Consider the following 25303-nt stretch of genomic DNA (forward strand, 5'->3'; position numbering starts at 1 on the left):
GCTGTTCGCGATTCAGGGAGTGGTGTCGAATCCGCGGCTCTCGAAGGTCGCGAAGGTCGCCTGGGTGGCGTTCATCGTGATCGCCCCGTTCGTCGGAAGCCTCGCCTACCTGGCCCTCGGCCGTCGCGGCGGGAGCGGCGGAGGCGGCGGAGGCGGCGGTGGCGGCGGATTCGGTGGTGGTGGCGGCCGCTTCTGACCCACCCCTCGACAGCCGACAGGGCCCGATCTCATCGCGAGATCGGGCCCTGTCGGGTGAGTGAGGTCCTTTACGCGCCGATCAAACGGGAGGCGATGTAGCCCTCGACCTGATCGAGTGCCACGCGTTCCTGCGCCATCGTGTCGCGCTCGCGGATGGTGACTGCGTGGTCGTCGAGGGTGTCGAAGTCGACGGTGATGCAGAACGGGGTGCCGATCTCGTCCTGTCGACGGTAACGGCGACCGATGGCTCCGGCATCGTCGAATTCGACGTTCCAGTACTGACGCAGTTGCTGCGCAAGGTCTTTCGCCTTGGGCGTCAGGTCTGCGTTACGCGAGAGCGGAAGCACCGCGACCTTCACCGGTGCCAGGCGACGATCGAGCTTGAGCACGACGCGCTTGTCGACGCCGCCCTTGGCGTTGGGGGCCTCGTCCTCGGTGTACGCGTCGACGAGGAACGCCATCAGCGAACGCGTCAGACCGGCCGCAGGCTCGATGACGTACGGGGTGTAGCGGGTGTCGGTGGCCTGCTCGTAGTAACTCAGGTCCTGGCCCGACGCCTTGGAGTGCACCGAGAGGTCGTAGTCGGTGCGGTTCGCCACGCCCTCCAACTCGCCCCACGCACTGCCCTGGAAGCCGAACTTGTACTCGATGTCGACGGTGCGCTTGGAGTAGTGCGACAACTTTTCCTTGGCGTGCTCGTAGAGCCGCAGGTTCTCCGGATCGATACCGAGATCGGTGTACCACTTCATGCGGTAGTCGATCCAGTACTGATGCCACTCGTCGTCCTCGCCGGGCTTGACGAAGAATTCCATCTCCATCTGCTCGAACTCACGGGTGCGGAAGATGAAGTTTCCCGGAGTGATCTCGTTGCGGAAGCTCTTGCCGATCTGGCCGATGCCGAACGGTGGCTTCTTGCGTGAGGTGGTCAGCACGTTGGCGAAGTTGACGAAGATGCCCTGTGCGGTCTCGGGACGCAGGTAATGCAGGCCCTCTTCGTTGTCGACCGGGCCGAGGAAGGTCTTGAGCAGACCCGAGAATGCACGCGGTTCGGTCCAGGAGCCGGGTTCACCGGTTTCCGGGTCGCGGATGTCGGCCAGGCCGTTCTCCGGCGGGTGGCCGTGCTTCTCCTCGTAGGCCTCGATGAGGTGATCGGCGCGGTACCGCTTGTGCGTGTGCAACGACTCCACCAGCGGGTCGGAGAACGTCTCGACGTGACCCGACGCCTCCCACACCTGCCGGGGCAGGATCACCGAGGAGTCCAGCCCGACGGTGTCGTCGCGGCTGGTGATCATGTTGCGCCACCACTGCTTCTTGATGTTCTCCTTGAGCTCGACGCCCAGCGGGCCGTAGTCCCAGGCCGACTTGGTACCGCCGTAGATCTCGCCGCACGGGTAGACGAGGCCTCTGCGCTTGGCGAGGTTGGCGACGGTTTCGACTTTGGACTTGGGTGCCACTGGCGGAGCTCTCCATCTTCGGTTACATCGTGTAAGAGGTGACGGGCGGTTTTCGCCCTGATCAGACTATCTGGCTCGGCGGTCTAAACCGAACAGCGGTCGGCTGCGGAAGTTGACATGCGCACCTGTGCATATCACAATGAATACGATTTGCAATAACAACTACTGCACTAACCTGGTGTCATGACGTCGCTCGTGCAGGGAGAGTCCGCCGACAACGAACCGGCGACCGAAGGAGCCGCAACCGTGTCCACGGATTCGACAGTGGAAGCAAGTTCGACCCACCGGCAGGACCCGGAGCACCCGTTGCACTCCGGCGATCCGTTCGCCGCCGCTCCCCCGGCTCACATCCCGCCGAAGGAGACTCTGACCGCGGCGGGCGACATCCTGCGGGCACTCGCGGCCCCGGTGCGCATCGCCATCGTGCTGCAGCTGCGTGAGTCCGAGCGGTGCGTACACGAACTCGTCGTCGCCCTCGGCGTCACGCAACCGTTGATCAGCCAGCACCTTCGAGTGCTCAAGGCAGCGGGTGTGGTGCGCGGAGAACGCAACGGACGCGAGGTCCTGTACCGATTGGTCGACGATCACCTCTCCCATATCGTCGTCGACGCCGTGGCCCACGCCGAGGAAGGCCGGAACCTGTGACCGACAAGTCCACCGACACCGCGACATCGCGACGACCCGTCGTCGTCGGAGTGCGGGCCACCAAGCAGCGCAGTGCCATCTCCGATCTGCTCGACACCATCGAGGAGTTCAAGTCCGCACAGGATCTGCACGACGAATTGCGCAAGCGCGGTGAGGGTATCGGGCTCACCACGGTGTATCGGACACTGCAGACCTTGGCCGACGCCGGGACGGTCGACGTTCTGCGCACCGACAACGGCGAGTCGGTCTACCGGCGCTGCTCCTCCGGACATCACCATCACCTGGTGTGTCGCTCGTGCGGTTTCACCGTAGAGGTGGAAGGCCCCACCGTCGAGAAGTGGTCGCAGAGCGTCGCCGAATCCAACGGCTTCAGCGACGTGAGCCACACGATCGAGATCTTCGGCACCTGCAGTCAGTGCACCGCAGCCCCCCAGTGATTCCGCTCAGGCGACGACCTCAGCGATGCGAGGTACCAACGCGTCGATGGCGAACGGAATCGACAGCACCGAGTTGTACGTGATCGCTCCACGCTGATCGGTGGACAACGGCACGATCGCATCGCGCCGAGCAGCATCGAGAGTTCCGAAGATCGGGTTCTCCGCCACCACGTCGATGTCGGCACCGGTACCGAGATAGAGCACCAGGTCCGCATCGAGCATCGAAATGTTCTCGGACGAGACCGGAACGAAGAAGTTGGTGCCGTCGTCCTGGGCGCGGATCGATTCCGGGACCTCGAAGCCCAGTGAGGTGACGAATGTGCCGCGGGCATCACCGGGCAGATATGCGCCGAACTGGCCGTCGTACGGAAGCACCACTGCTGCAGTCTTGCCCGCGAACTCCGGATGTTCGTTTCGAACCTGCTCGAGCGCGGCGTCGGTCTGCGCGTTCAACTGCTCACCGCGGTCGCGTTCACCCATCGCGCGAGCGATGGTGTCGGTGGCAACCTCACGATCGACGGCATAGGCAGCAGATCCTGCAGGTCGGGCGACCGTCGGCGCGATGCCGCTGAGCCTGTCGTACGTCGCCTCGTCGAAACCCGCGTTGAGTCCGGTGATGAGATCCGGCGCCAGCGAGGCGATCAGCTCGAAGTTAGGCTCGGACTCCGAGCCCAGCAGCGTCAACGGCGCGTCACCGACCAACTCGTCGGTCCAGGGACCGAGTCCGGTCTCGTAGAACGTGTACCCGGTGTTCCCGACGGGAACGGTGCCGAGCGCGATGACGGCATCGGCGTCGGACACCCCGAGGGTGACGATGCGCGTGGGCTTCTCGGCGATGGTCGTGCTGCCGTAGATGTGGTCGATGACAACCGGGAACGCACCGTCCGCCGACTGCGTCGCCGTGTCGACGTCGTCGGTGGTCGAACAGGCCGTCACGGCCGCACCGAGGGTGATCACCGCCACCACTACCGTGAGCATTCGGGTCCACCGCACAGTCATCGCATCCACCTCTACTAGAAACTAAGTACAGGCAAACCTTAGCTGACGAGTCAGGGAAGTAGGCCCTCACGCGCCTTCTCGACTCCGGCGAGCACCAGAATGAGCATCGTCAACATCGCCTCGTCGTCCAGACCGTTCGCGGGAAAGGTGTAGCGCAACAACACATCCGCGAGCTTGCCGTGGGTGTTGACCGAGATCGCGCCGAATTGCGAGTCCGCATTGCGGTCGGCAACTTTCTTGTGCAGAGCCGGCTTCAGCGGCCGGTCCCAAGCCAAGACCGCGGTGAGCGAGAGCACCTCGAGTTCGGGCGAGAGTCGAACGGCACGCAGCGAGCACAGAGCGCCCGCGTAGTCGAAACCGAGAGATCCCTCGTCGCCGAGTGTCACCGTCGCGAACTGCGAGAGCGCCAACTGGGCGCGGGCCTGCAACGAAAGCCCCTCGTCCGGCGTCCCGTTCGCGTCCTCACTCATACTTGACTCCACCGAATCGTCGGTCCCGCGAGGCGTATTCGATACACGCCTCCCACAGATCCCGACGGTCGAAATCCGGGAAGAGCTTCTTCTGGAACACGAACTCCGCGTACGCCGACTGCCACAGCAGGAAGTTCGACGTCCGCTGCTCCCCCGACGGACGCAGGAACAGATCCACGTCCGGCATGTCCGCCTCGTCGAGGTACTTGGCGACGGTGGCCTCGGTGATCTTCTCCGGGTTCAGCTTGCCCGCGGCCACCTGTCGAGCGATTTCCCTTGTGGCATCGGCAATCTCGGCTCGGCCGCCGTAGTTGACGCACATCGTCAAGGTCATCACGGTGTTACGTTTCGTCAACTCCTCGGCAACCTCGAGTTCCTTGATGACACTGCCCCACAACCTCGGGCGACGGCCGGCCCAGCGAACCCGGACGCCCATCTCGTTCATCTCGTCGCGTCGACGACGAATGACGTCCCGGTTGAAGCCCATCAGGAACTTGACCTCGTCGGGACTGCGCTTCCAGTTCTCCGTCGAGAATGCGTACGCGGACAACCACTGCACACCGATCTCGATGCAGCCACAGACGGCGTCCATCAGTACCGCTTCGCCCTGCTCGTGCCCTGCGGTTCGCGGCAATCCACGATCCTGTGCCCACCGACCGTTGCCGTCCATGACCAGAGCGACGTGACGAGGAATCAGTTCCGGCTGCAGGATCGGTGGCCGCGCACCCGAGGGGTGCGGGTCCGGCGGGCGCACCGCCGGCCGTTCGTCAGGCCGGGGTTGCGGCTCGCGTCGTCGAATCACGGTCCCCATCCTGCCCGACGGTGTCGGCGAACACGGAGTCAGGTTGGGCCAGCGGCACCTGGTGCGGGTGCGAGCGTTCGATGAGCGGAAGGGTGCGCAACTGTCGTTCGAGATGCCACTGCAGATGAGCCGCCACCAGGCCACTGGCCTGCTTGCGGACGGCATCGGAGGTGGTGACGGTGTAGTCCCACTCGCCTCGCTCGAGCGCCACCATCAGGTCGAGTACCCCGGTCGACGGCGTCGCCGAGCCCGGCGGTCGGCAATGCACGCACACCGCACCACCGGCAGCGACGTGGAACGCACGGTGCGGCCCCACCGCGGCGCACCGCGCGCAATCGGTCAGTGCGGGTGCCCATCCGGCGAAACCCATCGCGCGCAGCAGGTATGCGTCGAGCACCAACTCGGGCGGCCGCACGTGCTGCGCGAGGGCGCGCAGGGCACCGACAGTCAGCTGATGCAGCCGCTGCGCGGGCGCGTGTTCCTCACCGGCCAGCCGTTCGGCCGTTTCGAGAACCGCACAGCCGGTGGTGTAGCGGCCGTAGTCGGCGACGATGTCTCCACCGAACGCGTCGACGGTGTGCACCTGGGTGACGATGTCGAGGTTGCGTCCCGGATAGAGCAGGACGTCGATGTGCGCAAACGGTTCCAGCCGTGCACCGAACTTGGATTTGGTGCGGCGAACCCCTTTTGCGACGGCCCGCACGATGCCGTTCTCCCTGGTCAACAACGTGACGATACGGTCGGCCTCGCCCAGCTTGTGCTGGCGCAGGACGACTGCGTTGTCACGGTACGGCCTCACGTCGTCCAGTGTCCCACGCGCGCAGCGGCGGCGACCGTTCCCGCGCTGACGAGAAGTCGATACTGTGCAGGCGTGGATTTCCATCGGTCGACTCTCGTTGCCCAGGCCGCCGCTCTCGCGTCGGGTCGCATCACCTCGGTACAGGCGGTCACCGAATCGCTCGATCGGATCGACAAGAGCCAACCCACGCTCAACGCGTTCCGCCTCGTGCGCCGCGACGCCGCCCTCGCCGAGGCCGCCGAAGCGGACCGGCTGCGCGCCGCCGGCACCAGCGCTCCCCTGCTCGGCGTTCCCGTTGCCGTCAAGGACGACGTCGACGTCACCGGGGAGCCGACCGCCTTCGGCTGCGCGGGCAACTTTCCACCGGCCACCACGGATTCGGAGGTGGTGCGCAGACTGCGTGCGGCCGGGGCCGTCATCGTCGGAAAGACCAACAGCCCCGAACTCGGCCAATGGCCCTTCACCGGCGGCACCTTCGGGCACACCCGCAATCCATGGGACCGCGAGCGCACCCCCGGCGGCTCCTCGGGTGGGAGCTCTGCCGCAGTGGCTGCCGAATTGGTCTCTGCCGCTCTCGGTTCCGACGGTGCCGGCTCGGTGCGAATTCCGGCCTCCTGGACCAATCTCGTGGGGATCAAGCCGCAACGCGGACGCATCTCGTCGTGGCCGGAGCCCGAGGCGTTCAACGGCATCACCGTCATCGGCCCGCTCGCACGTACCGTGGCCGACGCGGCACTGCTCCTCGACGTGGTCTCGGGTAGTCACGACGGAGATCTGCATCGTCCGAAACCACTGACCGTCTCCGATGCCGTCGGACGCAACCCCGGCTCGCTGCGCATCGCGCTCAGCCTGCGTAAGCCCTTCATCCCGACGCCCGCACCCCTGGACCCCGAGATCGCGGCTGCCGCGTACGAGATGGCCGCGGTGCTGCGACTGCTTGGACATCGAGTGGTCGTCGACGACCCCGCCTACGGAATGCTGTTGGGGCTCAACTTCTTACCCCGCTCGCTGGCCGGTGTGGCGGCCTGGGTGGACCGTCTGCCGGAGCCGTCTCTCGCCGACCCGAGGACCCGAGCCAATGCCAGGAGCGGCCGAGCTCTCGCCGGAGCGCCGCTCCGTGCAGCCCGCGCCGCCGAGCCGCGCATCGGGCGTCGTATCGGCCGATTCTTCGACGAGTACGACATCGTGCTCGCCCCGACGACGGCCACCCCACCGCCGCGGATCGAGGCCATCGACGGCATCTCCAATGCCGACACCGATCGGGTGATCACCGAGCACTGTCCCTACACCTGGCCGTGGAACGTGCTTGGCTGGCCGAGCGTCAACGTGCCGGCAGGGTTCACCACCGCCGGCCTTCCGATCGGCCTGCAACTGATGGGCCACGAATCCTCGGAGCCGCTACTGGTGTCGGTGGCCGCTCAGCTCGAGAACGTGTTGCAGTGGCACCGCAAGCGCCCCGATCCCTGGTGGACCAGGTGAGCGAAACTTCGTAGTCTGCTACGAATTGTCGTGCACGTGCGGCGAAGCCGCTCCGGTCAGAATCCGAGCTTGCCCATCTGCTTCGGGTCGGTCTGCCAGTCCTTGGCGATCTTCACGTGCAGGTCCAGGTAGATCCTGGTGCCGAGCAGCTTCTCGATCTGCAGTCGCGATGCAGTACCGACTTCCTTGAGTCGTGAACCGCCCTTGCCGATGATGATCGCCTTCTGACTCGATCGCTCGACGTACAGAATTGCGTGCACGTCGAGCATGTTGTCGTGGCCCTCCCGAGGGAGGACCTCGTCGATGACGACGGCCAGCGAGTGCGGCAACTCGTCGCGGACGCCCTCGAGCGCGGCCTCACGGATGAGTTCGGCCATGAGGATTTCCTCGGGCTCGTCGGTCAACTCTCCGTCGGGGTAGAACGCCGGGCCCGGGGGGAGCTCGGAGGCCAACAGGTCGACGAGCTTCTCGATCTGCTCGCCCGATTCGGCCGACACCGGAATGACGTGCGAATTCTCACCGAGCAGCTTCGACAGCGACATCAGCTGCTGTACGACGCGTTCCTTCTTGACCTTGTCGATCTTGGTCACGATGCCGATGAGCGTCGTCTTGGGCGCGATGTGCCGCACCTGTTCGAGAATCCACCGGTCGCCGGGCCCGATCTTCTCGTCCGCGGGGATGCAGAGTCCGATGACGTCGACCTCGGAGTAGGTGTCCTGCACCAGGTCGTTGAGGCGTTGACCCAGTAGCGTTCTCGGTCGGTGCAGGCCCGGCGTGTCGACCAGGATCAGCTGGGCGTGCTCTCGGTGCACGATGCCGCGAATGGTGTGCCGCGTCGTTTGGGGACGTGAGGACGTGATGGCGATCTTCGATCCCACCAACGCATTGGTCAGCGTGGATTTGCCGGTGTTGGGTCGACCTACGAAACAGACGAATCCGGATCGGAACTCACCGTTGTTCTGCTCTGACACAAGAGCACCTCCAGATTTCAGTGTTGGCGAGTGACGTCCGACGAGTCGTCGTCCTCGGTGGTTTCTTCGTCCGGTTCGAGCTTCTCGACCAGGACCGTGGCAATACGGACGCGCCCCTTCGGGTCGGCTCCACCTTCTCCGCGCAGCAGGAGTCCGTGGGTGATGACCTGCGAACCGGGCAACGGTACTCGGCCGAGTTCGTAGCCGAGGAGTCCACCGACGGTGTCGACTTCCTCGGATTCGATGTCGATGCCGAAGATCTCGCCGAGGTCCTCGAGCGGCAACCGCGAGGACAGCCGATAACGTCCGTCGTCCAGTTCCTCGATGGGCGCAACCTCGTCCGAGTCGTATTCGTCGGCTATCTCGCCGACGATTTCCTCGATCACGTCCTCGATGGTCACCAGTCCGGCGATGCCTCCGTACTCGTCGACGAGCAGGGCCATGTGGTTGCGATCGCGCTGCATCTCGGCGAGCAGACTGTCGAGCGCCTTGGAGTCGGGAACGAAGACGGCCGGACGCATCACCTCGGACACCTGCACTCCGCGGCCACCGTCTGTGGAGTGATACGTCTGCTGCACAAGGTCTTTGAGGTAGACGACCCCCACCACGTCGTCCACGTTCTCGCCGATCACCGGGATGCGGGAGTGGCCGCTGCGCACGGCCAACGAAGTGGCCTGCCCTGCTGATTTGTCGGACTCGATCCACACCATCTCGGGGCGCGGAACCATGACCTCACGGGCGGAGGTGTCTCCGAGCTCGAACACCGACTGGATCATCCGCCGTTCGTCGTCGGCCACGACACCGCGCTCGCGGGCCATGTCCACCAGTTCACGCAGTTCGATCTCGGAAGCGAACGGGCCGTTGCGAAATCCCTTACCGGGGGTGATCGCGTTACCGATGAGAATGAGCAGGCGGCTGATCGGCCCGAGGAGCCACCCGAGTGCACGCAGCGGCAGTGCTGCCGCCAACGCGATCGAGTACGCGTTCTGCCGACCGAGGGTTCGCGGACCGACACCGATCACGACGTAACTGACCAACACCATCGCCACCGCGCTGATCACCAGTGCCGTGGTGGAGTCGATCAACTGCGTCAGGCCACCCGCGAGCAACACCGTGCCGCCGATTTCGCACAGAATGCGCAGCAGCACCATCAGGTTGACGTACCGCGGGCGGTCGCCGACCACCACGACGAGGCCGGCGGCACCGGGGCGCTCGTCCTTGACCATGTCGTCGATTCGCGCCCGCGACACCGTGTTCAGCGCGGAATCGACGGCAGCGAACAGGCCTCCGAGAGGCACCAGAAGGACAGCGAACACGATGAGCGCAGCAGCACTGCTCACGCGCTACGACCCCACACTTCCACCTGTTCGACGACGCAGCTCATCGATCGAGTCCATCGACGAAACCGGCCTTGCCGAGGAGCCGGGCATCGCGGGCGGCCTGTTCGGCAGCCTGTTCCGCTCGCCTTGCGTCCTCGTACCATTCGGCCAGCAGTCGGTTCTGCAGCTCGAACATTTCCTTCTCTTCGTCCGGCTCGGCGTGGTCGTAACCGAGCAGGTGCAACACACCGTGCACGGTCAGCAACGCCAACTCGTGCTCGAGCGAATGTCCCGCAGCTGCAGCCTGATCCGCGGCGAACGACGGGCACAGCACGATGTCGCCGAGCATCGCCGGTCCTGGCTCGGGCGCATCGGGACGACCGCCCGGCTCGAGCTCGTCCATCGGAAACGACATCACGTCGGTGGGGCCGGGCAGATCCATCCACCGCATGTGCAGATCGGCCATCGTGGCCGAATCCACCAGCACCATCGACAGTTCCGCGGCGGGATGCACGTCCATGCCGGCGATCGCGAACCGTGCGACCGAGACCAGCTCGGGTTCGGAGATGTCCATCCCCGACTCGTTGGACACTTCGATACTCATCTAGCCACTACCCACGCTCTCGTTGCCTGCATCTGTCGTTCCGTACGCCTGAATCATCTTCTCGCCGAACGCGGTCCACCGGTCCGCCGTTGCGCCCGATTGGGAATGACGCCTTCCGACGTCGACTCGAACCGCTCGTACGCGTCGACGATCTCCGAAACCAATCGGTGCCGCACCACGTCGCTGCTGGTCAGCTGCGCGAAGTGGATGTCGTCGACGTCGGTGAGGATCTCCGACGCCGCGCGCAGCCCGGATCGCGCGCCACCGGGAAGATCCACCTGCGTCACGTCGCCGGTGACGACGATCTTCGACCCGAATCCGAGTCGCGTCAGGAACATCTTCATCTGCTCGGCGGTGGTGTTCTGTGCCTCGTCGAGAATGATGAATGCGTCGTTGAGCGTGCGGCCGCGCATGTAGGCGAGCGGGGCGACTTCGATGACCCCCGCCTGCATCAGCTTGGGGATCGCTTCGTCGTCCATCATGTCGTGCAACGCATCGTGCAGCGGACGCAGGTACGGGTCGATCTTCTCGTGCAGCGTTCCGGGCAGGAAGCCGAGGCGCTCCCCCGCCTCCACTGCAGGACGCGTCAGGATGATGCGGCTGACCTGCTTGGTCTGCAATGCCTGCACGGCCTTCGCCATCGCCAGGTACGTCTTGCCGGTACCGGCCGGGCCGATGCCGAACACGATGGTGTTGGCGTCGATCGCATCGACGTACCGCTTCTGGTTCAGCGTCTTGGGCCGGATCGTCTTGCCGCGGCGCGAGAGGATGTCGAGGCTGAGCACCTCGGCCGGTGAATCCGACACGCCCTCGGTGAGCATGGCGATCGATCGGCGCACCGCATCGGGAGTCAGTGGCTGAGCACGCTTGGCCAGCGCGGCCAACTCGGAGATCACCCGTTCGGCCAGCGCCACATCCGCCACTTTTCCGGTGAGCGTCACGGCGTTTCCTCGTACGTGGATGTCTGCCGTCAGCATCTGCTCGAGCGCCCGCAGATTCTCGTCGGACTGTCCCAGCAGTGGCATCACCGCTTCGGGGGCGAGTTCCAAGGTGGACCGAACGTCACGCTCGGCGGGAAATTCGCTGTGTTCACTCACGTGGTGGCTATGGCCTGCTCTCTGGTGTCGGCTGCTCGGATGTGCACTTGCTATGGATGGAGTTTAACGCCGCAGCAACGATGCGCATTCCCATTAACCGGCGGTGGCACCGAGCACGGCGTTGAGCGAGAGCGCCCAACACCGCGAATCGGGGTTCAGGAAAGCGAAGTGGTCTTCCCCAGGCACGATCGTCAGTCGGGCGTCGTCTCCGGCGGCTCGCGCCAGCGCGACGTACCGCTCGCTCTGCGCGGCGGGCACCTGGACGTCCTCGGCCCCGTGCAGGCAGATCGTCGGGATACCGATGGGTGCACGGGCAGCAGGCGAGGCGGATCGGTACAGCGCGGGGTCGTCCTGGTACCGGGCCTGCAACAGCGCCTCGACCGCCGGGTTGGTGCGTCCCGACGCACCTCGCGGTTCGAGATCGAGAACGCCGGCCTGCGAGACGATGCGTGACGGGCGGACCTTCGTGCCGGTCTCTCCGCCGAGCCACACGGCCAGGTGCCCGCCTGCGGAGTGCCCGATCACGCGCACGTCGTCGATCCCGACCGGGGCGTGGTGCTGCAGTTCCCCCGCGACCACGTCGAGTGCTGCGGTCACGTCGGACTGCATCTCCGGCCAGTGTCCGCCTGCGCCGACGCGTCGGTACTCGATGTTCCACGCCACCGCTCCGGCTCCGGCCACGGCGCGGGCGAACTGGGTACCCAGATTGGATCCGTACTGTCCGCTCCAGAACCCGCCGTGCACCACCACGACCACCGGGGTCGTGTCGTCGACGGGTTCGGCCGGCAGATAGAGATGGCCGAACTGCTCCGGGTGGTCGCCGTAGGCGATCTTGATCCGTGCGCTCATGCGTTCTGGAAGTCGGGCGGCAACTGTGCCCACCGCGAGGTCAGAACCCCGAGCGCGCCGAGGGCCACCGCTCCTGCCGTCGAGGTCCGCAGCACCGTAGGGCCGAGCACGACCGGGGTTGCACCCGCCTCGGTCAGGGCGGCCACCTCTCGGTCGTCGAGGCCACCCTCGGGTCCCACGACGATCGCGACCTCGGGCACCGAGTCGAACGGCAGGTCTCGGAACGCCGAGGTGGCCGCCTCGTGCAGCACCGCCACGATTCCACCGCGCTCCACGACGCCGCGCACGAAGGCGTCGACCGCACGCGAATCGTGCAGCTCGGAGACCTCGGGGATGAATGCCCGACGCGACTGCTTGGCGGCCTCGGCCGCGGTACTCCGCCACTTCGCGACGCCCTTGGATGCCTTCGGGCCATCCCACCGGGCGACGCATCGCGCGGACTGCCAGGGAACCACGGCGTCGACGCCTGCCTCGGTGGCCAGCTCGACGGCCAGTTCCGATCGGTCCGCCTTCGGCAATGCCTGCACCAGCGTCACCACCGGAGTGGGACGCGGCATCTCGCTGCGTGCTTGGACTGTCAGCTCCAGTCGGTTCTTCTCCGCTGCGGCCACGACCGTGTCGGCCAGACCGCCCGCTCCGTCACCGAGCAGCACCCGCTCGCCGACGCGGATGCGTCGCACCGTCGCGGCGTGATGACCTTCCTTGCCGTCGAGCACCGCGACCTCGCCGACGTTCGGCAGCGGGGAGAGGTAGAAGACCGTGGGGGCCATCGATCAGCGACCGCTGAAAGCTTCCCGCAACCGCGAGAACAGGCCACCGCTGTGCGCCGAGCCGGTGGTGACCACCTCCGCCGAGTCGCGGTCGCGCATCGACCTGAGCTGTTCGAGCAGATGGGTCTGCTTGCTGTCGAGCTTGGTCGGCACGATCACCTCGAGGTGCGCGTGCAGATCGCCGCGAATGCCCGACCGCAGCTTGGGCATACCGTGACCGCGTAGCACCGTGGTCGAATTCGGTTGTGTGCCTTGCTCGATCGAGATCTCGGTGGGTCCGTCGATGATCGCGTCGACGGTGACCGAGGTGCCGAGTGCCGCGTCGACCATCGGGACGCGGACGGTGCAGTGCAGGTCGTCACCGTCGCGCACGAACACCTCGTGCTGCTGTTCGACGATCTCCACGTACAGGTCACCAGCGGGTCCGCCGCCCGGACCGACCTCGCCCTGCGAGGCCAGTCGGATCCGCATGCCGTTGCTCACGCCGACCGGCACCTTGACCGAGATGTCGCGACGCGACCGGACGCGACCGTCGCCGCCGCACTTGCGGCAGGGGTCGGGGATCGTCTCGCCCGCGCCGCGGCAGGTGGGGCACGGACGGCTGGTCATGACCTGGCCGAGGAACGAGCGCTGTACCGACTGCACTTCACCGGCACCTCCGCAGGTTTCGCAGCGGACCGGCTTGGAGTCGCCGTTGGTGCCCGAGCCCGTGCACAGGTCGCACAGGATCGCCGTGTCGACGGTGATGTGCTTGGTCACGCCGGTGGCGCACTCGTCGAGAGTGAGCTTGGTACGCAGCAGCGAGTCCGCGCCCGGCTGCACACGGCCCTTGGGCCCGCGCTGGGAGCCGCCCGCGCCGCCACCGAAGAACGCTTCGAACACGTCCCCGAGGCCGCCGCCGAATCCGGCTCCACCGAATCCACCGCCGCCGCCTCCGCCGCCCTGCTGGAGCGGGTCCCCGCCGAGGTCGACGATGCGACGCTTCTCCGGATCCGAGAGCACCTCGTATGCGGTGGAGATGTCCTTGAACCGTGCCTGCGCGGCCTCGTCCGGGTTGACGTCCGGGTGCAGTTCTCGCGCCAGTTTGCGGTAGGCGCGCTTGATCTCCTGGTCCGTCGCCTGCTGGCCGACGCCCAAAGTCCCGTAATAATCCCGTGCCACGTCGTCTCTTTCGTCCTAGAAGATGAATCTCGTTCGATAGTGCTGTGTGCGGCCGCCCGCGCCCCCGCGGCCGTCGTTCGATCGGTTCTCGCTCGTCGTCAGCGTTCGGCGAGGACCTCGCCGATGTACCTGGCAACCGCGGCGACCGACGCGATTGTTCCTGGGTAGTCCATTCGGGTCGGCCCGAGAACACCCATTCCTCCGAGGACCATGCCAGCCGACCCGTACCCGGTGGAAATCACCGACGTTCCGCGCATCTCCTCGACCTGCGTTTCCTCGCCGATCCGCACCGTGACCGTTCGGGTGTCCTGTGTCACGGCGAGCAGCTTGAGCACCACCACTTGCTCTTCCAGCGCCTCGAGTACCGCTCTGAGCGACCCGGGAAACCCCGCGTCGCCCGCGAAGTCCGCGGCGTTGCGCGTCAGGTTCGCCGTGCCGCCGAGTACCAGGCGTTCCTCGGGGTGCTCGACGAGTGATTCCACCAGCACCGTTGCCGATCGAATCATCGCGTCGCGCAGCGCGGGCGGGGCGTTCTCGGCGAGTTCGGCCACCGCAGCCGACGCCGCCGCCAGCCGCTTGCCTTCCAGCGCACCACCGAGGAGACGCCGCAGCTGAGCCAAGTTCTCGTCGTCGATCACGTCACCGAGTTCGACGATGCGCTGATCGACTCGACCGGAGTCGGTGATGAGCACCAGCAGCAGCCGGGCCGGGGTGAGCGCCACCACTTCCAGGTGGCGCACCGAGGACGCCGACAGCGTGGGGTACTGCACCACGGCCACCTGGCGGGTCAACTGGGCCAGTAATCGAACGCCGCGTCGCAACACGTCGTCCAGGTCGACGCCGTTCTCGAGAAACTCCAGGATGGCGCGACGTTCGGCAGCAGACAGTGGCTTGACGTCGGCTATCCGGTCGACGAACTGCCGATAGCCCTTGTCGGTCGGCACCCGACCGGAGCTGGTGTGCGGCTGGGCGATGTAGCCCTCGGCCTCGAGCACAGCCATGTCGTTGCGCACCGTTGCACTGGACACTCCCAGGTTGTGGCGCTCGACCAGCGCACGCGAACCGACGGGTTCCTGGGTGGACACGTAGTCCGCCACGATCGCTCGTAGAACCTCGAACCGCCTGTCGTCGGTGCTCGACATCGGTGCCCACCTCCGTTCTCGTTTCCAATCGTCGCTCGAGTCTAGTAGCCGGCGAACACATGCTCGTGCAAGGCCTTACTGTGGTCCGAGTGGAAACGTTCTTTCGATTCGGTCCAGCGGCTCGAGGCTCGCGATGATCTTCAAGGGTGTTCGTGACGGAAAGCCGTACCCCGAGCACGGCCTGTCCATCCGCGACTGGTCGAGAATCCCGCCGCGCCAGCTCCGCCTGGACGAGATCGTCACCACCACCAAGGTGCTCGAGCTGGACAGATTGCTGTCCGAGGACTCCACCTTCTACGGCGATCTGTTTCCCCACGCGGTGCAGTTCCGCGGCGTCATCTATCTCGAGGACGGCTTGCACCGCGCTGTGCGTGCGGCACTGAGAAATCGAACTGTGTTGCACGCCAGGGTGTTCGACTACGACGCCCTCGGAGCCTGAGCCAGGTTTTTCAGGCGGCCGCGATGGTGCGCACCACCGCGTCGGCCAGCAGTCTGCCTCGGTCGGTCAGCACGAGATGGTCACCCCGGGCCACCATCAACCCGTCCGCGACGGTCTGCTCGGCAGCGGCGCGCTCGGCCGGCCCCAGCAGAGTTCTCGGCACTCCCGAGCGGAGCCGCACGGTCAACATCAGCTCCTCGAGGTGCCGATCCTCGGCGCTGAGCAGTTCGCTGCCCAGCACCGGTAGGTGACCTGCGGCGAGGCGATCGGCGTATGCGGCCGGGTGCTTGACGTTCCAGAACCGGGTGCCGCCGATGTGACTGTGTGCACCGGGTCCCGCGCCCCACCAGTCGCCGCCGTCCCAGTAGCCGATGTTGTGGCGGCACTGCGCTGCGGCGTCGGTGGCCCAGTTCGACACCTCGTACCAGGACAGGCCTGCGGCGTTCAACGCCGTGTCGATGCGCTCGTATCGGCTCGCCAGTACGTCGTCGTCGGGGGCAGGCAGCTCACCTCGGCGAACCTTGCGGGCCATGGCGGTGCCGTCCTCGACGATCAGCGCGTAGGCCGAGACGTGGTCGACACCGGCGTCGAGAACCGCGGCGAGAGACTGGTCCAGGTCACTGTCACGCTCGCCCGGGGTGCCGTAGATGAGGTCGAGATTGACGTGCTCGAATCCCGCCGCACGTGCTTCCTTGGCTGCGGCGACCGCGCGACCGGGCGTGTGCGTGCGATCGAGCACGGCGAGCACGTGTGGCGCAGCGGACTGCATTCCGAGCGAGATACGAGTGAAGCCCGCATCACGGAGCCGGTCGAAGAATCGAGGCGACGTCGATTCGGGGTTGGATTCCGTGGTCACCTCGCCGCCGTCGGTCAGGCCGAAGCTGGACCGCACCGCCCCCAGGACGTCGGCCAACCCGTCGCCCCCGAGCAATGACGGCGTGCCACCGCCGACGAAGACGGTGTCTGCCGTCGGAACGCGGCCCGTACCGGCCTGGATCAGCCCCGCAGCGATGTCCAACTCACGTCGCAGGCCCTCCAACCAGGACTGCGGTGACGCCGACGTTCCCAGTTCACCGGCCGTGTAGGTGTTGAAGTCGCAGTACCCACATCGGGTGGCGCAGAACGGGACGTGAACGTAGATCCCGAATGCGCGGTCCCCCACCCCGTCGAATGCCTCGGTCGGCAGCTCGAAGGTGGACGGGACGGGTAGGACGGTATTCACGCCCTCCAGTGTCCCAGAGTCCAGGCCCACCCGATCCCACTCGCCCTGCCAGCCTATTTACCCCGAAATCGGGGTAAATAGCTGCCGCCGTCGTCCGTCGCCGCGATGACGTGGCACAATGGCTCCCGTGACCGACTCAGGAATTCGACTCGTGGCGCGCCGCCACGTCGACCTCGGCCGTGTCTGCAGCGCGTCGTGTCGACACACGACCGGCTGCTGACCAGCCCTCCTTCGAGCACGTCCATTCGATCCACCGGTTTCCCGCTGTCGTCGAAAGCGCAGATGTCCGCGGTTTCGTCCCGGTTACCGGCCAGCACAAAGATGCAGGAGCAATGCATGTCGTCGACCAGCGACGCGACCACCGACGCTGTCCCCGCCACACCACGGGAGCGCACGCCGCGGCCGACCAAGCGTCGGGCCGAGGGCCAGTGGGCCTTGGGTTACCGGGAGCCACTGAACGCCAACGAGCAGTCCAAGAAGGACGACAACCCGCTCAACGTGCGTGCCCGCATCGAGAACATCTACTCCAAGCAGGGTTTCGACAGCATCGACAAGGGCGATCTTCGCGGCCGTTTCCGGTGGTGGGGCCTCTACACCCAGCGCGAACAGGGCTACGACGGCACGTTCACCGGTGACGACAACATCGATCTGCTCGAGGCCAAGTACTTCATGATGCGCATTCGCTGCGACGCGGGCGCGTTGAATCTCGAGCAGCTGCGCACACTGGCGCAGATCTCCCAGGACTTCGGCCGCGACACCGCCGACCTCTCCGATCGGGAGAACGTGCAGTTCCACTGGATCGAGGTGGAGAACGTCCCCGAGATCTGGCGTCGAATCGAAGCGGTCGGCCTGAAGACCACCGAAGCGTGCGGCGACTGCCCCCGTGTCGTTCTCGGCTCCCCGCTCGCAGGTGAGGCCGTCGACGAGATCCTCGACCCCACCTCCGCCATCGACGAGATCGTCGAGCGCTACATCGGCAAGCCCGAGTACTCCAATCTGCCGCGTAAGTTCAAGACGGCGATCTCCGGCCTGCAGGACGTGGTGCACGAGATCAACGACTGCGCCTTCGTCGGCGTGGTGCATCCCGAGCACGGACCGGGTCTGGACCTGTGGGTCGGCGGCGGACTGTCCACCAACCCCATGCTCGCGCAGCGCGTCGGCGTCTGGGTCCCGCTCGAGGACGTTCCCGATGTGTGGGAGGGCGTCGTCTCGATCTTCCGCGACTACGGATACCGCCGGCTTCGCACCAAGGCGCGCCTGAAGTTCCTCATCAAGGACTGGGGCATCGAGAAGTTCCGCCAGGTCCTCGAAGACGAGTACCTGCACCGCAAGCTCATCGACGGCCCGGCTCCCGAGAAGCCCGCTCGGCCCCGCGACCACGTCGGCATCCAGAAGCTCAAGAACGGCCTCAACGCCGTCGGCGTGGCACCCATCGCGGGGCGTGTCTCGGGCACTGTCCTCGCCGCCGTCGCCGACGCCGCCGAGAAGGCCGGATCGGATCGCGTGCGATTCACGCCGTACCAGAAGCTGATCGTGCTCGACGTTCCCGACGAGACGCTCGAACAGCTGATCTCCGATCTCGATGCGCTGGGCCTGCCTGCCCGGCCGTCGCACTGGCGCAAGAACCTGATGGCCTGCAGCGGCATCGAGTTCTGCAAGCTCTCGTTCGCCGAAACCCGCAAGCGTTCACAGGTTCTGGTGCCGGAGCTCGAAGAGCGCCTGTCCGACATCAACAGTCGACTCGACGTTCCGATCACGATCAACATCAACGGCTGCCCCAACTCGTGCGCGCGGTCGCAGATCGCGGACATCGGCTTCAAGGGGCAGTTGGTCGACGACGGAGCCGGGAATCAGATCGAGGGTTTCCAGGTTCATCTCGGAGGCAGCCTCGGTCTGGACAGTGCGTTCGGCCGAAAGTTGCGCCAGCACAAGGTGAACAGCTCCGAGCTGGGAGATTACATCGACAGAGTGGTGCGCAATTTCGACAAGCACCGCGAGGACGGCGAACGGTTCGCTCAGTGGGCCGTGCGAGCAGACGAGGCGGATTTGCGATGAGTACCAGGCTGAATTTGACGGTGGAGGAACTGAAGGACATCGCCGAGCGCGGTGCCCGCGAACTCGACGGGGCGAGCCCACTGGAGCTGCTGCAGTGGACCGAGGACACCTTCGGTAATGACTTCATCGTTGCCTCCAACATGCAGGACGGGGTTCTCGTTCACCTCGCCGCACAGGTTCACCCGGGTGTGGACGTGCTGTTCCTCGACACCGGCTACCACTTCGCCGAGACCATCGGAACGCGCGACGCCGTCGAGGCCGTCTACGGCGTCAATGTCGTCAATGCCCGCGCCGAGAAGACTGTCGCCGAACAGGATTCGATCGAGGGCAAGGACCTGTTCGCCCGCGAGCCCAACCGGTGCTGCGCGATGCGCAAGGTCGCACCCTTGAAGAAGGAACTGGCGAACTACAGCGCCTGGGTCACCGGTATCCGGCGAGTGGAGGCCCCCACCCGTGCCAACGCTCCGCTGATCTCGTTCGACGACGCCTTCGGCCTGGTCAAGATCAACCCGATCGCACCATGGTCGGACGAGCAGATGCAGGCCTACATCGACGAGCATTCGATTCTGGTCAATCCCCTCGTCGACGAGGGCTATCCGTCCATCGGGTGCGCACCGTGCACCGTCAAACCTGCCCCCGGAGCCGACCCGCGCAGCGGTCGTTGGGCCGGCAAGGCCAAGACCGAATGTGGGTTGCACGCCTCATGACACTCGACCTCACCTCGGCAACCGTCGGTCGAACCCATCTCGATGCAGATCGGTTCGACACCCTCGACGCACTCGAATCCGAGGCCATCCACATCTTCCGCGAGGTGGCGGGCGAGTTCGAGCGCCCCGTCATCCTGTTCTCCGGCGGCAAGGACTCGACCGTTCTGCTGCACCTGGCGATCAAGGCGTTCTGGCCCGCTCCCCTGCCGTTCGCGCTGCTCCACGTCGACACCGGCCACAACCTGCAGGAGGTGCTGGACTTCCGCGATCACGTGGTCGCCAAGTACAACCTGCGCCTGCACGTGGCCAGCGTCGAGGAGTACCTCGCCGACGGACGCCTCACCGAGCGTCCCGACGGCATCCGCAACCCGCTGCAGACCGTGCCTCTTCTCGACGCGATCTCCGAGAACCGGTTCGATGCCGTGTTCGGTGGTGCTCGACGCGACGAGGAACGCGCCCGCGCCAAGGAACGAATCTTCTCGCTGCGCAACGCATTCGGCCAATGGGAGCCCAAGAAGCAGCGCCCCGAACTGTGGAACCTGTACAACGGCAAGCACTCTCCCGGCGAGCAGGTGCGTGTGTTCCCGCTCAGCAACTTCACCGAACTCGATATCTGGCGCTACATCGCCCGTGACGATGTGGAGTTGGCCAGCATCTACTACGCCCACCAGCGCCCGGTGTATCAGCGCGACGGCATGTGGATGACGCCCGGCGTCTGGGGCGGACCGGCCGAGGGCGAAGAGCTGCAGACCCTGTCGGTGCGCTACCGCACCGTCGGCGACGGATCCACCACCGGTGCCGTGCTGTCCGAGGCCGCCGACAACCAGGCAATCCTCGCCGAAGTAGCGGCGTCACGACTGACCGAACGCGGAGCCACCCGCGGAGACGACCGCGTCTCCGAGGCTGCCATGGAAGATCGCAAACGAGAAGGATACTTCTGATGAGCAGCACGGGAACGCAACTTCTTCGCCTCGCCACCGCAGGTAGCGTCGACGACGGTAAGTCGACCCTCGTCGGACGGCTGTTGTACGACACCAAATCCGTTCTGGCAGACCAGATCGATGCCGTCACACGGGCCTCGGTGGACAAGGGACTGGCGACACCGGACCTGTCGCTGCTCGTCGACGGCCTACGCGCCGAGCGCGAACAGGGCATCACCATCGACGTCGCCTACCGCTACTTCGCGACGCCGCACCGCTCCTTCGTGCTCGCCGATACCCCCGGCCACGTGCAGTACACCCGCAACACCGTCTCCGGCGCGTCGACGGCTCAGCTGGTCATCCTTCTGGTCGATGCCCGAAAGGGTGTCATCACCCAGACTCGTAGGCACGCAGCGGTTCTCGCCCTGCTCGGCGTTCCGCGCCTGGTGCTCGCGGTCAACAAGATCGATCTGGTCGAGGACCCGGCAACGGTGTTCGCCGAGATCTCGGCCGAGTTCAACTCGCTGACCTCCTCGCTCGGGTGGTCCAGCGAGGACGTCATCGAGATCCCGGTGTCCGCACTGCACGGCGACAACGTCGCGGTGAAGTCCGACAAGACCCCGTACTACGACGGTCCGACCCTCATCGAGCACCTCGAGTCGGTTCCGGTCGATGCCGAACCGCACCGGGTCGGTCTACGTTTCCCCGTGCAATACGTGATCCGGCCCCGCACCGCGGAATTCCCGGATTATCGCGGATACGCAGGGCAGGTCGCAGCGGGCTCCGTCGACGTCGGCGACGAGGTCGTCATCCTGCCCTCCGGCACCCGAACCACAGTCGAGCGCATCGACACCGCCGACGGCGAGTTGCGTACCGCTCATGCCGGACGCAGCGTCACCCTCGTCCTGGCCGACGACGTCGACGTCTCCCGCGGCGACACCATCGCCTCACCACAGGATGCGCCCGAGCCGATCGGCGACTTCGAGGCCACTGTGTGCTGGCTCGCCGAGAAGCCGCTTCGCCCGGGTGCTCGTCTGTTGCTCAAGCACGGCACTCGCACCACCCAGGCCATCGTCGGAACACTGGTCGAACGGTTCGACGAGCAGGAGCTCATCGCGCACGAAGGACCGGAGTCGTTGGAGCTCAACGAGATCGGCCGCATCTCCGTGCGCGTCGCCGAGCCGATCGTGGCGGACGACTACGCCGTCAACAGGCACACGGGCAGCTTCCTGCTGATCGATCCGGCCGGTGGCAACACGTTGGCTGCCGGACTCGTGGGTAACGCTCTGGCTGCCGTCGAGCTGGGGTCGGCAGTTCCGGCGTGAGCGCACTGATCGCGGTTGCCCACGGCAGCCGTGACCCGCGTTCGAGCGCAGCGGTCCACCGCGCCGTCGACGTCCTGCGTCGGCGGCGACCGGACCTGGACGTGCGTGTCGCGTTTCTCGATCTTTCCGAGCCCCGCGTCGATCAGGTGGTCGACGACCTGGCCGCTGCCGGTCACAGCCGTATCGTCGCCGTTCCGATGTTGCTGGGCAAGGCTTTCCACGCGAAAGTCGATCTGCCCGAGCTGTTGGACTCAGCGAGGACGCGACACCCTCTCGTGTCGATCAGGCAGGCCGAGGTTCTGGGAGACGACCGACTCCTCATCGAGGCGGTCCGTGATCGGATCGCCGATACCGGCGTCGGAGTCTCCGATTCGACGGTCGGCATCGCCCTGGCCGCCGTCGGCTCCTCGGTGGCACCGGCGAATCAGCGCACCCGTGTGATCGCACAGAAGCTGCTCGCCGGAACGCACTGGGCCGGAGCCGTGACCTGCTTCGCCACATCGGTGTCCCCGTCCCCCACCGACGCGATCGCACAGCTGCGCGCGCTGGGAGCCGACCGCATCGTCGTGGCACCCTGGTTCCTGGCCCCGGGACTGCTCACCGACCGGATCGAAGCGTCGGTGGCAGGCCTACCGGGCGTGGTGCACGCCGAGGTCATCGGCGCGCACCCGGCCGTGGCCGAACTGGCGTCGCGCCGCTACGACTCCACCGTCGCACGCGAGTCGGTGGCGTCGGCGATCGTGGGCACGCGGGTGGCTCGTACGTAGACGGTCTCGCCCTCGCGCAGGCCGAGAGCCTCGCTGTCTCCTCGGGTGATCTGGGCCGCGAACAGTTCACCGGTTGCCGCGTTCTTCAATTCGACCTTCACCTCGAAGCCGAGGTGCACCACCCGCTCGACGACGGCACGCGTCACACCGGCCGATTCGGCCGTCCCGCTCGCCTGAGCCTGCGCCAACGACGGGTCACGTCCGACGCGAATGTCGTGCGGCCGCACCAGAAGTCCGTTGAGCTTGGCCACCTGACCGAGGAACGACATCACGAAGTTATTGGCCGGGCGATCGTAGAGATCCTCTGGGGTGCCGACCTGTTCGATTCTGCCCTTGTTCAGCACCGCGATCCGATCGGCGACGTCGAGCGCCTCCTCCTGATCGTGGGTCACCAGCACGGTGGTGACGTGGACCTCGTCGTGCAGCCGACGCAGCCACGTCCGCAGATCGGCACGCACCTTCGCGTCGAGCGCGCCGAAGGGCTCGTCGAGCAGCAGCACCTGCGGGTCGACGGCGAGAGCGCGAGCCAGTGCCATGCGCTGGCGTTGTCCACCGGACAGCTGCGCCGGGTAGCGGGTCTGGAAACCGGCCAGCCCGACGATCTCGAGCAACTCGTCGACCTTCTTGGCGATCTCGGCCTTGGGCCGCTTGCGAATCTGAAGGCCGAACGCGACGTTGTCACGCACCGTCAGGTGTTTGAACGCCGCGTAGTGCTGGAAGACGAATCCGATCTCGCGGCGCTGCGGACTCACCCACGTCACGTCCTGGCCTGCGAGCACCACTCGACCGGAGTCGAGCTGCTCGAGTCCGGCGATGGAGCGGAGCAGAGTGGACTTGCCCGAACCACTGGGTCCGAGCAGCGCCGTCAGCGATCCCTTGGGAATGTCGATGCTGACGTTGTCGAGCGCGGCGAAATCGCCGTAGTGCTTGTTGCCGCCAACGACGGAGATCTCGATCTCGGGGGATGCCTCGGTCATTGTTTCGTCCTCTTCTTGTCGAGGGCAGTCATCAACAGCAGCACGATGACGGCGATCGCCATGAGCAGTGTGGACGCGGCGTACGCGCCCTGTTGGTTGAAGTCCTCGTATCGTGAATTGACCAGCAGCGTCAGTGTTTGAGAGATGCCGGGCAGGTTGGTCGAGACCATGATGACGGCACCGAACTCGCCGAGCGAACGCGCGACGGTGAGTACGACACCGTAGGTCAGGCCCCACCGGATCGCCGGAAGAGTGATGCGCCAGAACGTCTGCCACGACGACGCACCCAGCGTCGAGGCGGCCTCTTCCTGCTCCTCACCGATCTCGTAGAGCACGGGTTCGACCTCGCGCACGACGAACGGAAGCGTGACGAAGATCGTCGCGATGACCATGCCGGGAAGTGCGAAGATGACCTTGAAGCCGAGGCTCTCGACGCCACCGAACCATCCGTTGGCTCCCCACAACAGGATCAGCGCAACGCCCGTGATGATCGGCGACACCGCGAACGGAAGATCGACGACGGCTTCGAGTACGCCCTTGCCGCGGAACCGTCCTCGCACGAGCGCCAATGCAGTGATCACGCCGAACACGATGTTGATCGGAACCACTATCGCGACGATGAGCAGAGACAACTGCAGGGCGGATTGAGCTGCAGGCGTGGTGATCTGCTCGAAGAACGTCACCACGCCGTTCTCGAAGGTGCGATAGAGAATTGCCCCGAGGGGGAACAGCACCAGAACGGCGAGGTAGAGCAGAGCCACGGTGCGCAGCGTCAACTTGATCGGCAGGCCGATTTTCACGAGATCTGCTCCTCACGTCGGGCCAGGCGATTGCCCACCACGCGAAGTACGAACAACACTGCGAACGCGATCGCCAACAGCACCACCGAGATCGCGGCGGCATCGGTGGGCCGGTCGTATTCGATGAGTTCGCGGATGTACTGCGACGCCACCTGCGTGTCGTTCGGGATGTTGCCTCCGATGAGCACCACCGATCCGAATTCGCCGATCGCTCGGGCGAACGCGAGACCTCCTCCCGACAGCACGGCGGGCAACAGCACCGGCAGCACGATGCGTCGGAAGATGGTCCAGTTGTTCGCACCCAGTGAGGCGGCCGCCTCCTCGACGTCCTTGTCCAGCTCGATCAGCACCGGTTGCACCGCACGCACCACGAACGGCAACGTCACGAACAGCAGCGCGACGATCACTGCGGGCTTGGTTGCGTTGAACACCAATCCGATCGGACTCGCCGGTCCGTAGAGAGACAGCAACACCAGGCTGGCCACGATGGTCGGCAGCGCGAACGGCAGATCGATCAGGGCGTTGACGAATCGCTTACCCGGGAATTCGTCCCGCACCAGGACCCACGCGATGAGGGTTCCCAGGAACAGATTGATCACCGCCGCCGCGACGGACACCAGGAGGGTGACCTTGAACGTGGCCAGTGCACGCGGCACGGTGACCGCATCCCAGAAGCCGGCCAGACCGCCGTCGAACGACTGAACCGTCAATGCTGCCAACGGAAGCAGCACGATCACGCTGAGCCACAACACGGCAACTCCGAGGCCGAACGGCCCCACCGATCCCGGACCCCTGAACTTTCGGCCTTCCCGCCCGGCACGAAACCGTGGTCTCGTGCCGGGCGAGACGGTCGAACCCGCAGCTGCGGCTTCGGTGGTCGAAGATGACATCGATC

At 65.8% G+C, this 25303-nt stretch carries 27 protein-coding genes; 10 read left to right on the top strand and 17 right to left on the bottom strand.

Annotated elements, in window-relative coordinates; genetic code table 11:
* Positions 1–196: PLDc N-terminal domain-containing protein (locus tag CH276_RS28325; protein WP_176459070.1), on the top strand; the 196-nt coding region annotated here is incomplete at its 5' end.
* 70 nt (positions 197–266) lie between these two features.
* Here the strand turns inward: CH276_RS28325 and CH276_RS01480 are convergent.
* Positions 267–1652, bottom strand: a complete 1386-nt coding sequence (locus tag CH276_RS01480; RefSeq protein WP_032379159.1) for a glycine--tRNA ligase — start codon at positions 1650–1652, stop codon at positions 267–269.
* 183 nt (positions 1653–1835) lie between these two features.
* Between CH276_RS01480 and CH276_RS01485 the strand changes: the two genes are divergently transcribed.
* Complete coding sequence (locus CH276_RS01485; RefSeq protein ID WP_306436624.1) at positions 1836–2297, top strand: ArsR/SmtB family transcription factor; 462 nt, start codon at positions 1836–1838, stop codon at positions 2295–2297.
* Entirely contained in the window at positions 2294–2734 is a 441-nt protein-coding gene (locus CH276_RS01490) for a Fur family transcriptional regulator (RefSeq protein WP_094631107.1), read from the top strand. Before CH276_RS01485 ends, CH276_RS01490 begins: the two co-directional genes overlap by 4 nt.
* Before the next feature lie 6 nt (positions 2735–2740).
* Here the strand turns inward: CH276_RS01490 and CH276_RS01495 are convergent, their stop codons facing one another.
* Genes CH276_RS01495 through recO form a run of 4 tightly spaced genes read right to left on the bottom strand, consistent with a single transcriptional unit; the run spans position 2741 to position 5804 of the window.
* Positions 2741–3733, bottom strand: coding sequence for an iron-siderophore ABC transporter substrate-binding protein (locus CH276_RS01495; protein WP_082073669.1), 993 nt, complete (start codon positions 3731–3733; stop codon positions 2741–2743).
* Between the two features lie 50 nt (positions 3734–3783).
* Positions 3784–4203: a hypothetical protein gene (locus CH276_RS01500; RefSeq protein ID WP_045194679.1), complete on the bottom strand. Its 420-nt coding sequence runs from the start codon at positions 4201–4203 to the stop codon at positions 3784–3786.
* Positions 4196–5014, bottom strand: coding sequence for an isoprenyl transferase (locus CH276_RS01505; RefSeq protein ID WP_045194677.1), 819 nt, complete (start codon positions 5012–5014; stop codon positions 4196–4198). The genes CH276_RS01500 and CH276_RS01505 overlap by 8 nt, the downstream gene beginning before the upstream one ends.
* The gene (gene recO / locus CH276_RS01510) at positions 4971–5804 is read right to left on the bottom strand and encodes a DNA repair protein RecO (RefSeq protein ID WP_008715506.1); all 834 of its coding nucleotides are present in this window, start codon (positions 5802–5804) and stop codon (positions 4971–4973) included. Before recO ends, CH276_RS01505 begins: the two co-directional genes overlap by 44 nt.
* A 72-nt stretch (positions 5805–5876) precedes the next feature.
* Here recO and CH276_RS01515 point away from each other — a divergent pair, with 72 nt between their 5' ends.
* On the top strand, positions 5877–7283 hold the full coding sequence (locus CH276_RS01515; protein WP_094631130.1) for an amidase: 1407 nt from the start codon (positions 5877–5879) through the stop codon (positions 7281–7283).
* A gap of 56 nt (positions 7284–7339) precedes the next feature.
* Here CH276_RS01515 and era read toward each other — a convergent pair whose 3' ends face one another.
* The 8 genes from era to hrcA all read right to left on the bottom strand — a co-directional run bounded on the left by era (position 7340) and on the right by hrcA (position 15196).
* A complete protein-coding gene (era, locus tag CH276_RS01520; RefSeq protein ID WP_045194673.1) occupies positions 7340–8254 on the bottom strand; it encodes a GTPase Era in 915 nt (304 codons plus the stop codon).
* A 17-nt stretch (positions 8255–8271) separates the two neighbouring features.
* Positions 8272–9594, bottom strand: coding sequence for a hemolysin family protein (locus tag CH276_RS01525; RefSeq protein ID WP_032394542.1), 1323 nt, complete (start codon positions 9592–9594; stop codon positions 8272–8274).
* Positions 9595–9634: 40 nt separating this feature from the next.
* Positions 9635–10177, bottom strand: coding sequence for an rRNA maturation RNase YbeY (ybeY, locus tag CH276_RS01530; RefSeq protein WP_032394543.1), 543 nt, complete (start codon positions 10175–10177; stop codon positions 9635–9637).
* A gap of 53 nt (positions 10178–10230) precedes the next feature.
* Positions 10231–11274 (bottom strand): PhoH family protein, encoded by a 1044-nt coding sequence (locus CH276_RS01535; protein ID WP_032394544.1) that lies wholly within the window; start codon positions 11272–11274, stop codon positions 10231–10233.
* A gap of 93 nt (positions 11275–11367) precedes the next feature.
* Complete coding sequence (locus tag CH276_RS01540) at positions 11368–12123, bottom strand: alpha/beta hydrolase family protein (RefSeq protein WP_094631106.1); 756 nt, start codon at positions 12121–12123, stop codon at positions 11368–11370.
* The gene (locus CH276_RS01545) at positions 12120–12893 is read right to left on the bottom strand and encodes a 16S rRNA (uracil(1498)-N(3))-methyltransferase (protein ID WP_094631105.1); all 774 of its coding nucleotides are present in this window, start codon (positions 12891–12893) and stop codon (positions 12120–12122) included. The genes CH276_RS01540 and CH276_RS01545 overlap by 4 nt, the downstream gene beginning before the upstream one ends.
* A 3-nt stretch (positions 12894–12896) precedes the next feature.
* Positions 12897–14054, bottom strand: a complete 1158-nt coding sequence (gene dnaJ / locus CH276_RS01550; protein WP_032394547.1) for a molecular chaperone DnaJ — start codon at positions 14052–14054, stop codon at positions 12897–12899.
* A gap of 98 nt (positions 14055–14152) precedes the next feature.
* Positions 14153–15196: a heat-inducible transcriptional repressor HrcA gene (gene hrcA, locus CH276_RS01555; protein WP_027497502.1), complete on the bottom strand. Its 1044-nt coding sequence runs from the start codon at positions 15194–15196 to the stop codon at positions 14153–14155.
* A 133-nt stretch (positions 15197–15329) separates the two neighbouring features.
* On the opposite strand from hrcA, the gene CH276_RS01560 reads away from it, so the two are divergent.
* Entirely contained in the window at positions 15330–15635 is a 306-nt protein-coding gene (locus CH276_RS01560) for a type II toxin-antitoxin system VapB family antitoxin (protein WP_008715485.1), read from the top strand.
* A gap of 10 nt (positions 15636–15645) precedes the next feature.
* Here CH276_RS01560 and hemW read toward each other — a convergent pair whose 3' ends face one another.
* Complete coding sequence (gene hemW, locus CH276_RS01565; RefSeq protein WP_094631104.1) at positions 15646–16857, bottom strand: radical SAM family heme chaperone HemW; 1212 nt, start codon at positions 16855–16857, stop codon at positions 15646–15648.
* Between the two features lie 336 nt (positions 16858–17193).
* Here hemW and CH276_RS01570 point away from each other — a divergent pair, with 336 nt between their 5' ends.
* Genes CH276_RS01570 through CH276_RS01590 form a run of 5 tightly spaced genes read left to right on the top strand, consistent with a single transcriptional unit; the run spans position 17194 to position 22631 of the window.
* Positions 17194–18912, top strand: a complete 1719-nt coding sequence (locus CH276_RS01570) for a nitrite/sulfite reductase (protein WP_032394756.1) — start codon at positions 17194–17196, stop codon at positions 18910–18912.
* A complete protein-coding gene (locus tag CH276_RS01575; RefSeq protein WP_032394757.1) occupies positions 18909–19619 on the top strand; it encodes a phosphoadenylyl-sulfate reductase in 711 nt (236 codons plus the stop codon). Before CH276_RS01570 ends, CH276_RS01575 begins: the two co-directional genes overlap by 4 nt.
* A complete protein-coding gene (gene cysD, locus CH276_RS01580; RefSeq protein WP_032394549.1) occupies positions 19616–20560 on the top strand; it encodes a sulfate adenylyltransferase subunit CysD in 945 nt (314 codons plus the stop codon). Before CH276_RS01575 ends, cysD begins: the two co-directional genes overlap by 4 nt.
* A complete protein-coding gene (locus tag CH276_RS01585) occupies positions 20560–21864 on the top strand; it encodes a sulfate adenylyltransferase subunit 1 (RefSeq protein WP_045194662.1) in 1305 nt (434 codons plus the stop codon). Before cysD ends, CH276_RS01585 begins: the two co-directional genes overlap by 1 nt.
* Positions 21861–22631, top strand: coding sequence for a sirohydrochlorin chelatase (locus CH276_RS01590; protein ID WP_094631103.1), 771 nt, complete (start codon positions 21861–21863; stop codon positions 22629–22631). Before CH276_RS01585 ends, CH276_RS01590 begins: the two co-directional genes overlap by 4 nt.
* Here CH276_RS01590 and CH276_RS01595 read toward each other — a convergent pair.
* Genes CH276_RS01595 through cysT form a run of 3 tightly spaced genes read right to left on the bottom strand, consistent with a single transcriptional unit; the run spans position 22562 to position 25298 of the window.
* Positions 22562–23608 (bottom strand): sulfate/molybdate ABC transporter ATP-binding protein, encoded by a 1047-nt coding sequence (locus CH276_RS01595; protein WP_032394552.1) that lies wholly within the window; start codon positions 23606–23608, stop codon positions 22562–22564. The genes CH276_RS01590 and CH276_RS01595 overlap by 70 nt on opposite strands.
* Complete coding sequence (gene cysW / locus CH276_RS01600; protein WP_032394553.1) at positions 23605–24408, bottom strand: sulfate ABC transporter permease subunit CysW; 804 nt, start codon at positions 24406–24408, stop codon at positions 23605–23607. The genes CH276_RS01595 and cysW overlap by 4 nt, the downstream gene beginning before the upstream one ends.
* Positions 24405–25298 carry a sulfate ABC transporter permease subunit CysT gene (cysT, locus tag CH276_RS01605; protein ID WP_032394554.1) on the bottom strand — a complete coding sequence of 298 codons (894 nt, stop codon included), beginning with the start codon at positions 25296–25298 and terminating at the stop codon, positions 24405–24407. Before cysT ends, cysW begins: the two co-directional genes overlap by 4 nt.
* Positions 25299–25303 lie beyond the last annotated feature (5 nt).

The organism is Rhodococcus sp. 06-470-2 (genome assembly GCF_002258235.1).
In the GTDB taxonomy this organism is placed as follows: Bacteria; Actinomycetota; Actinomycetes; order Mycobacteriales; family Mycobacteriaceae; genus Rhodococcoides.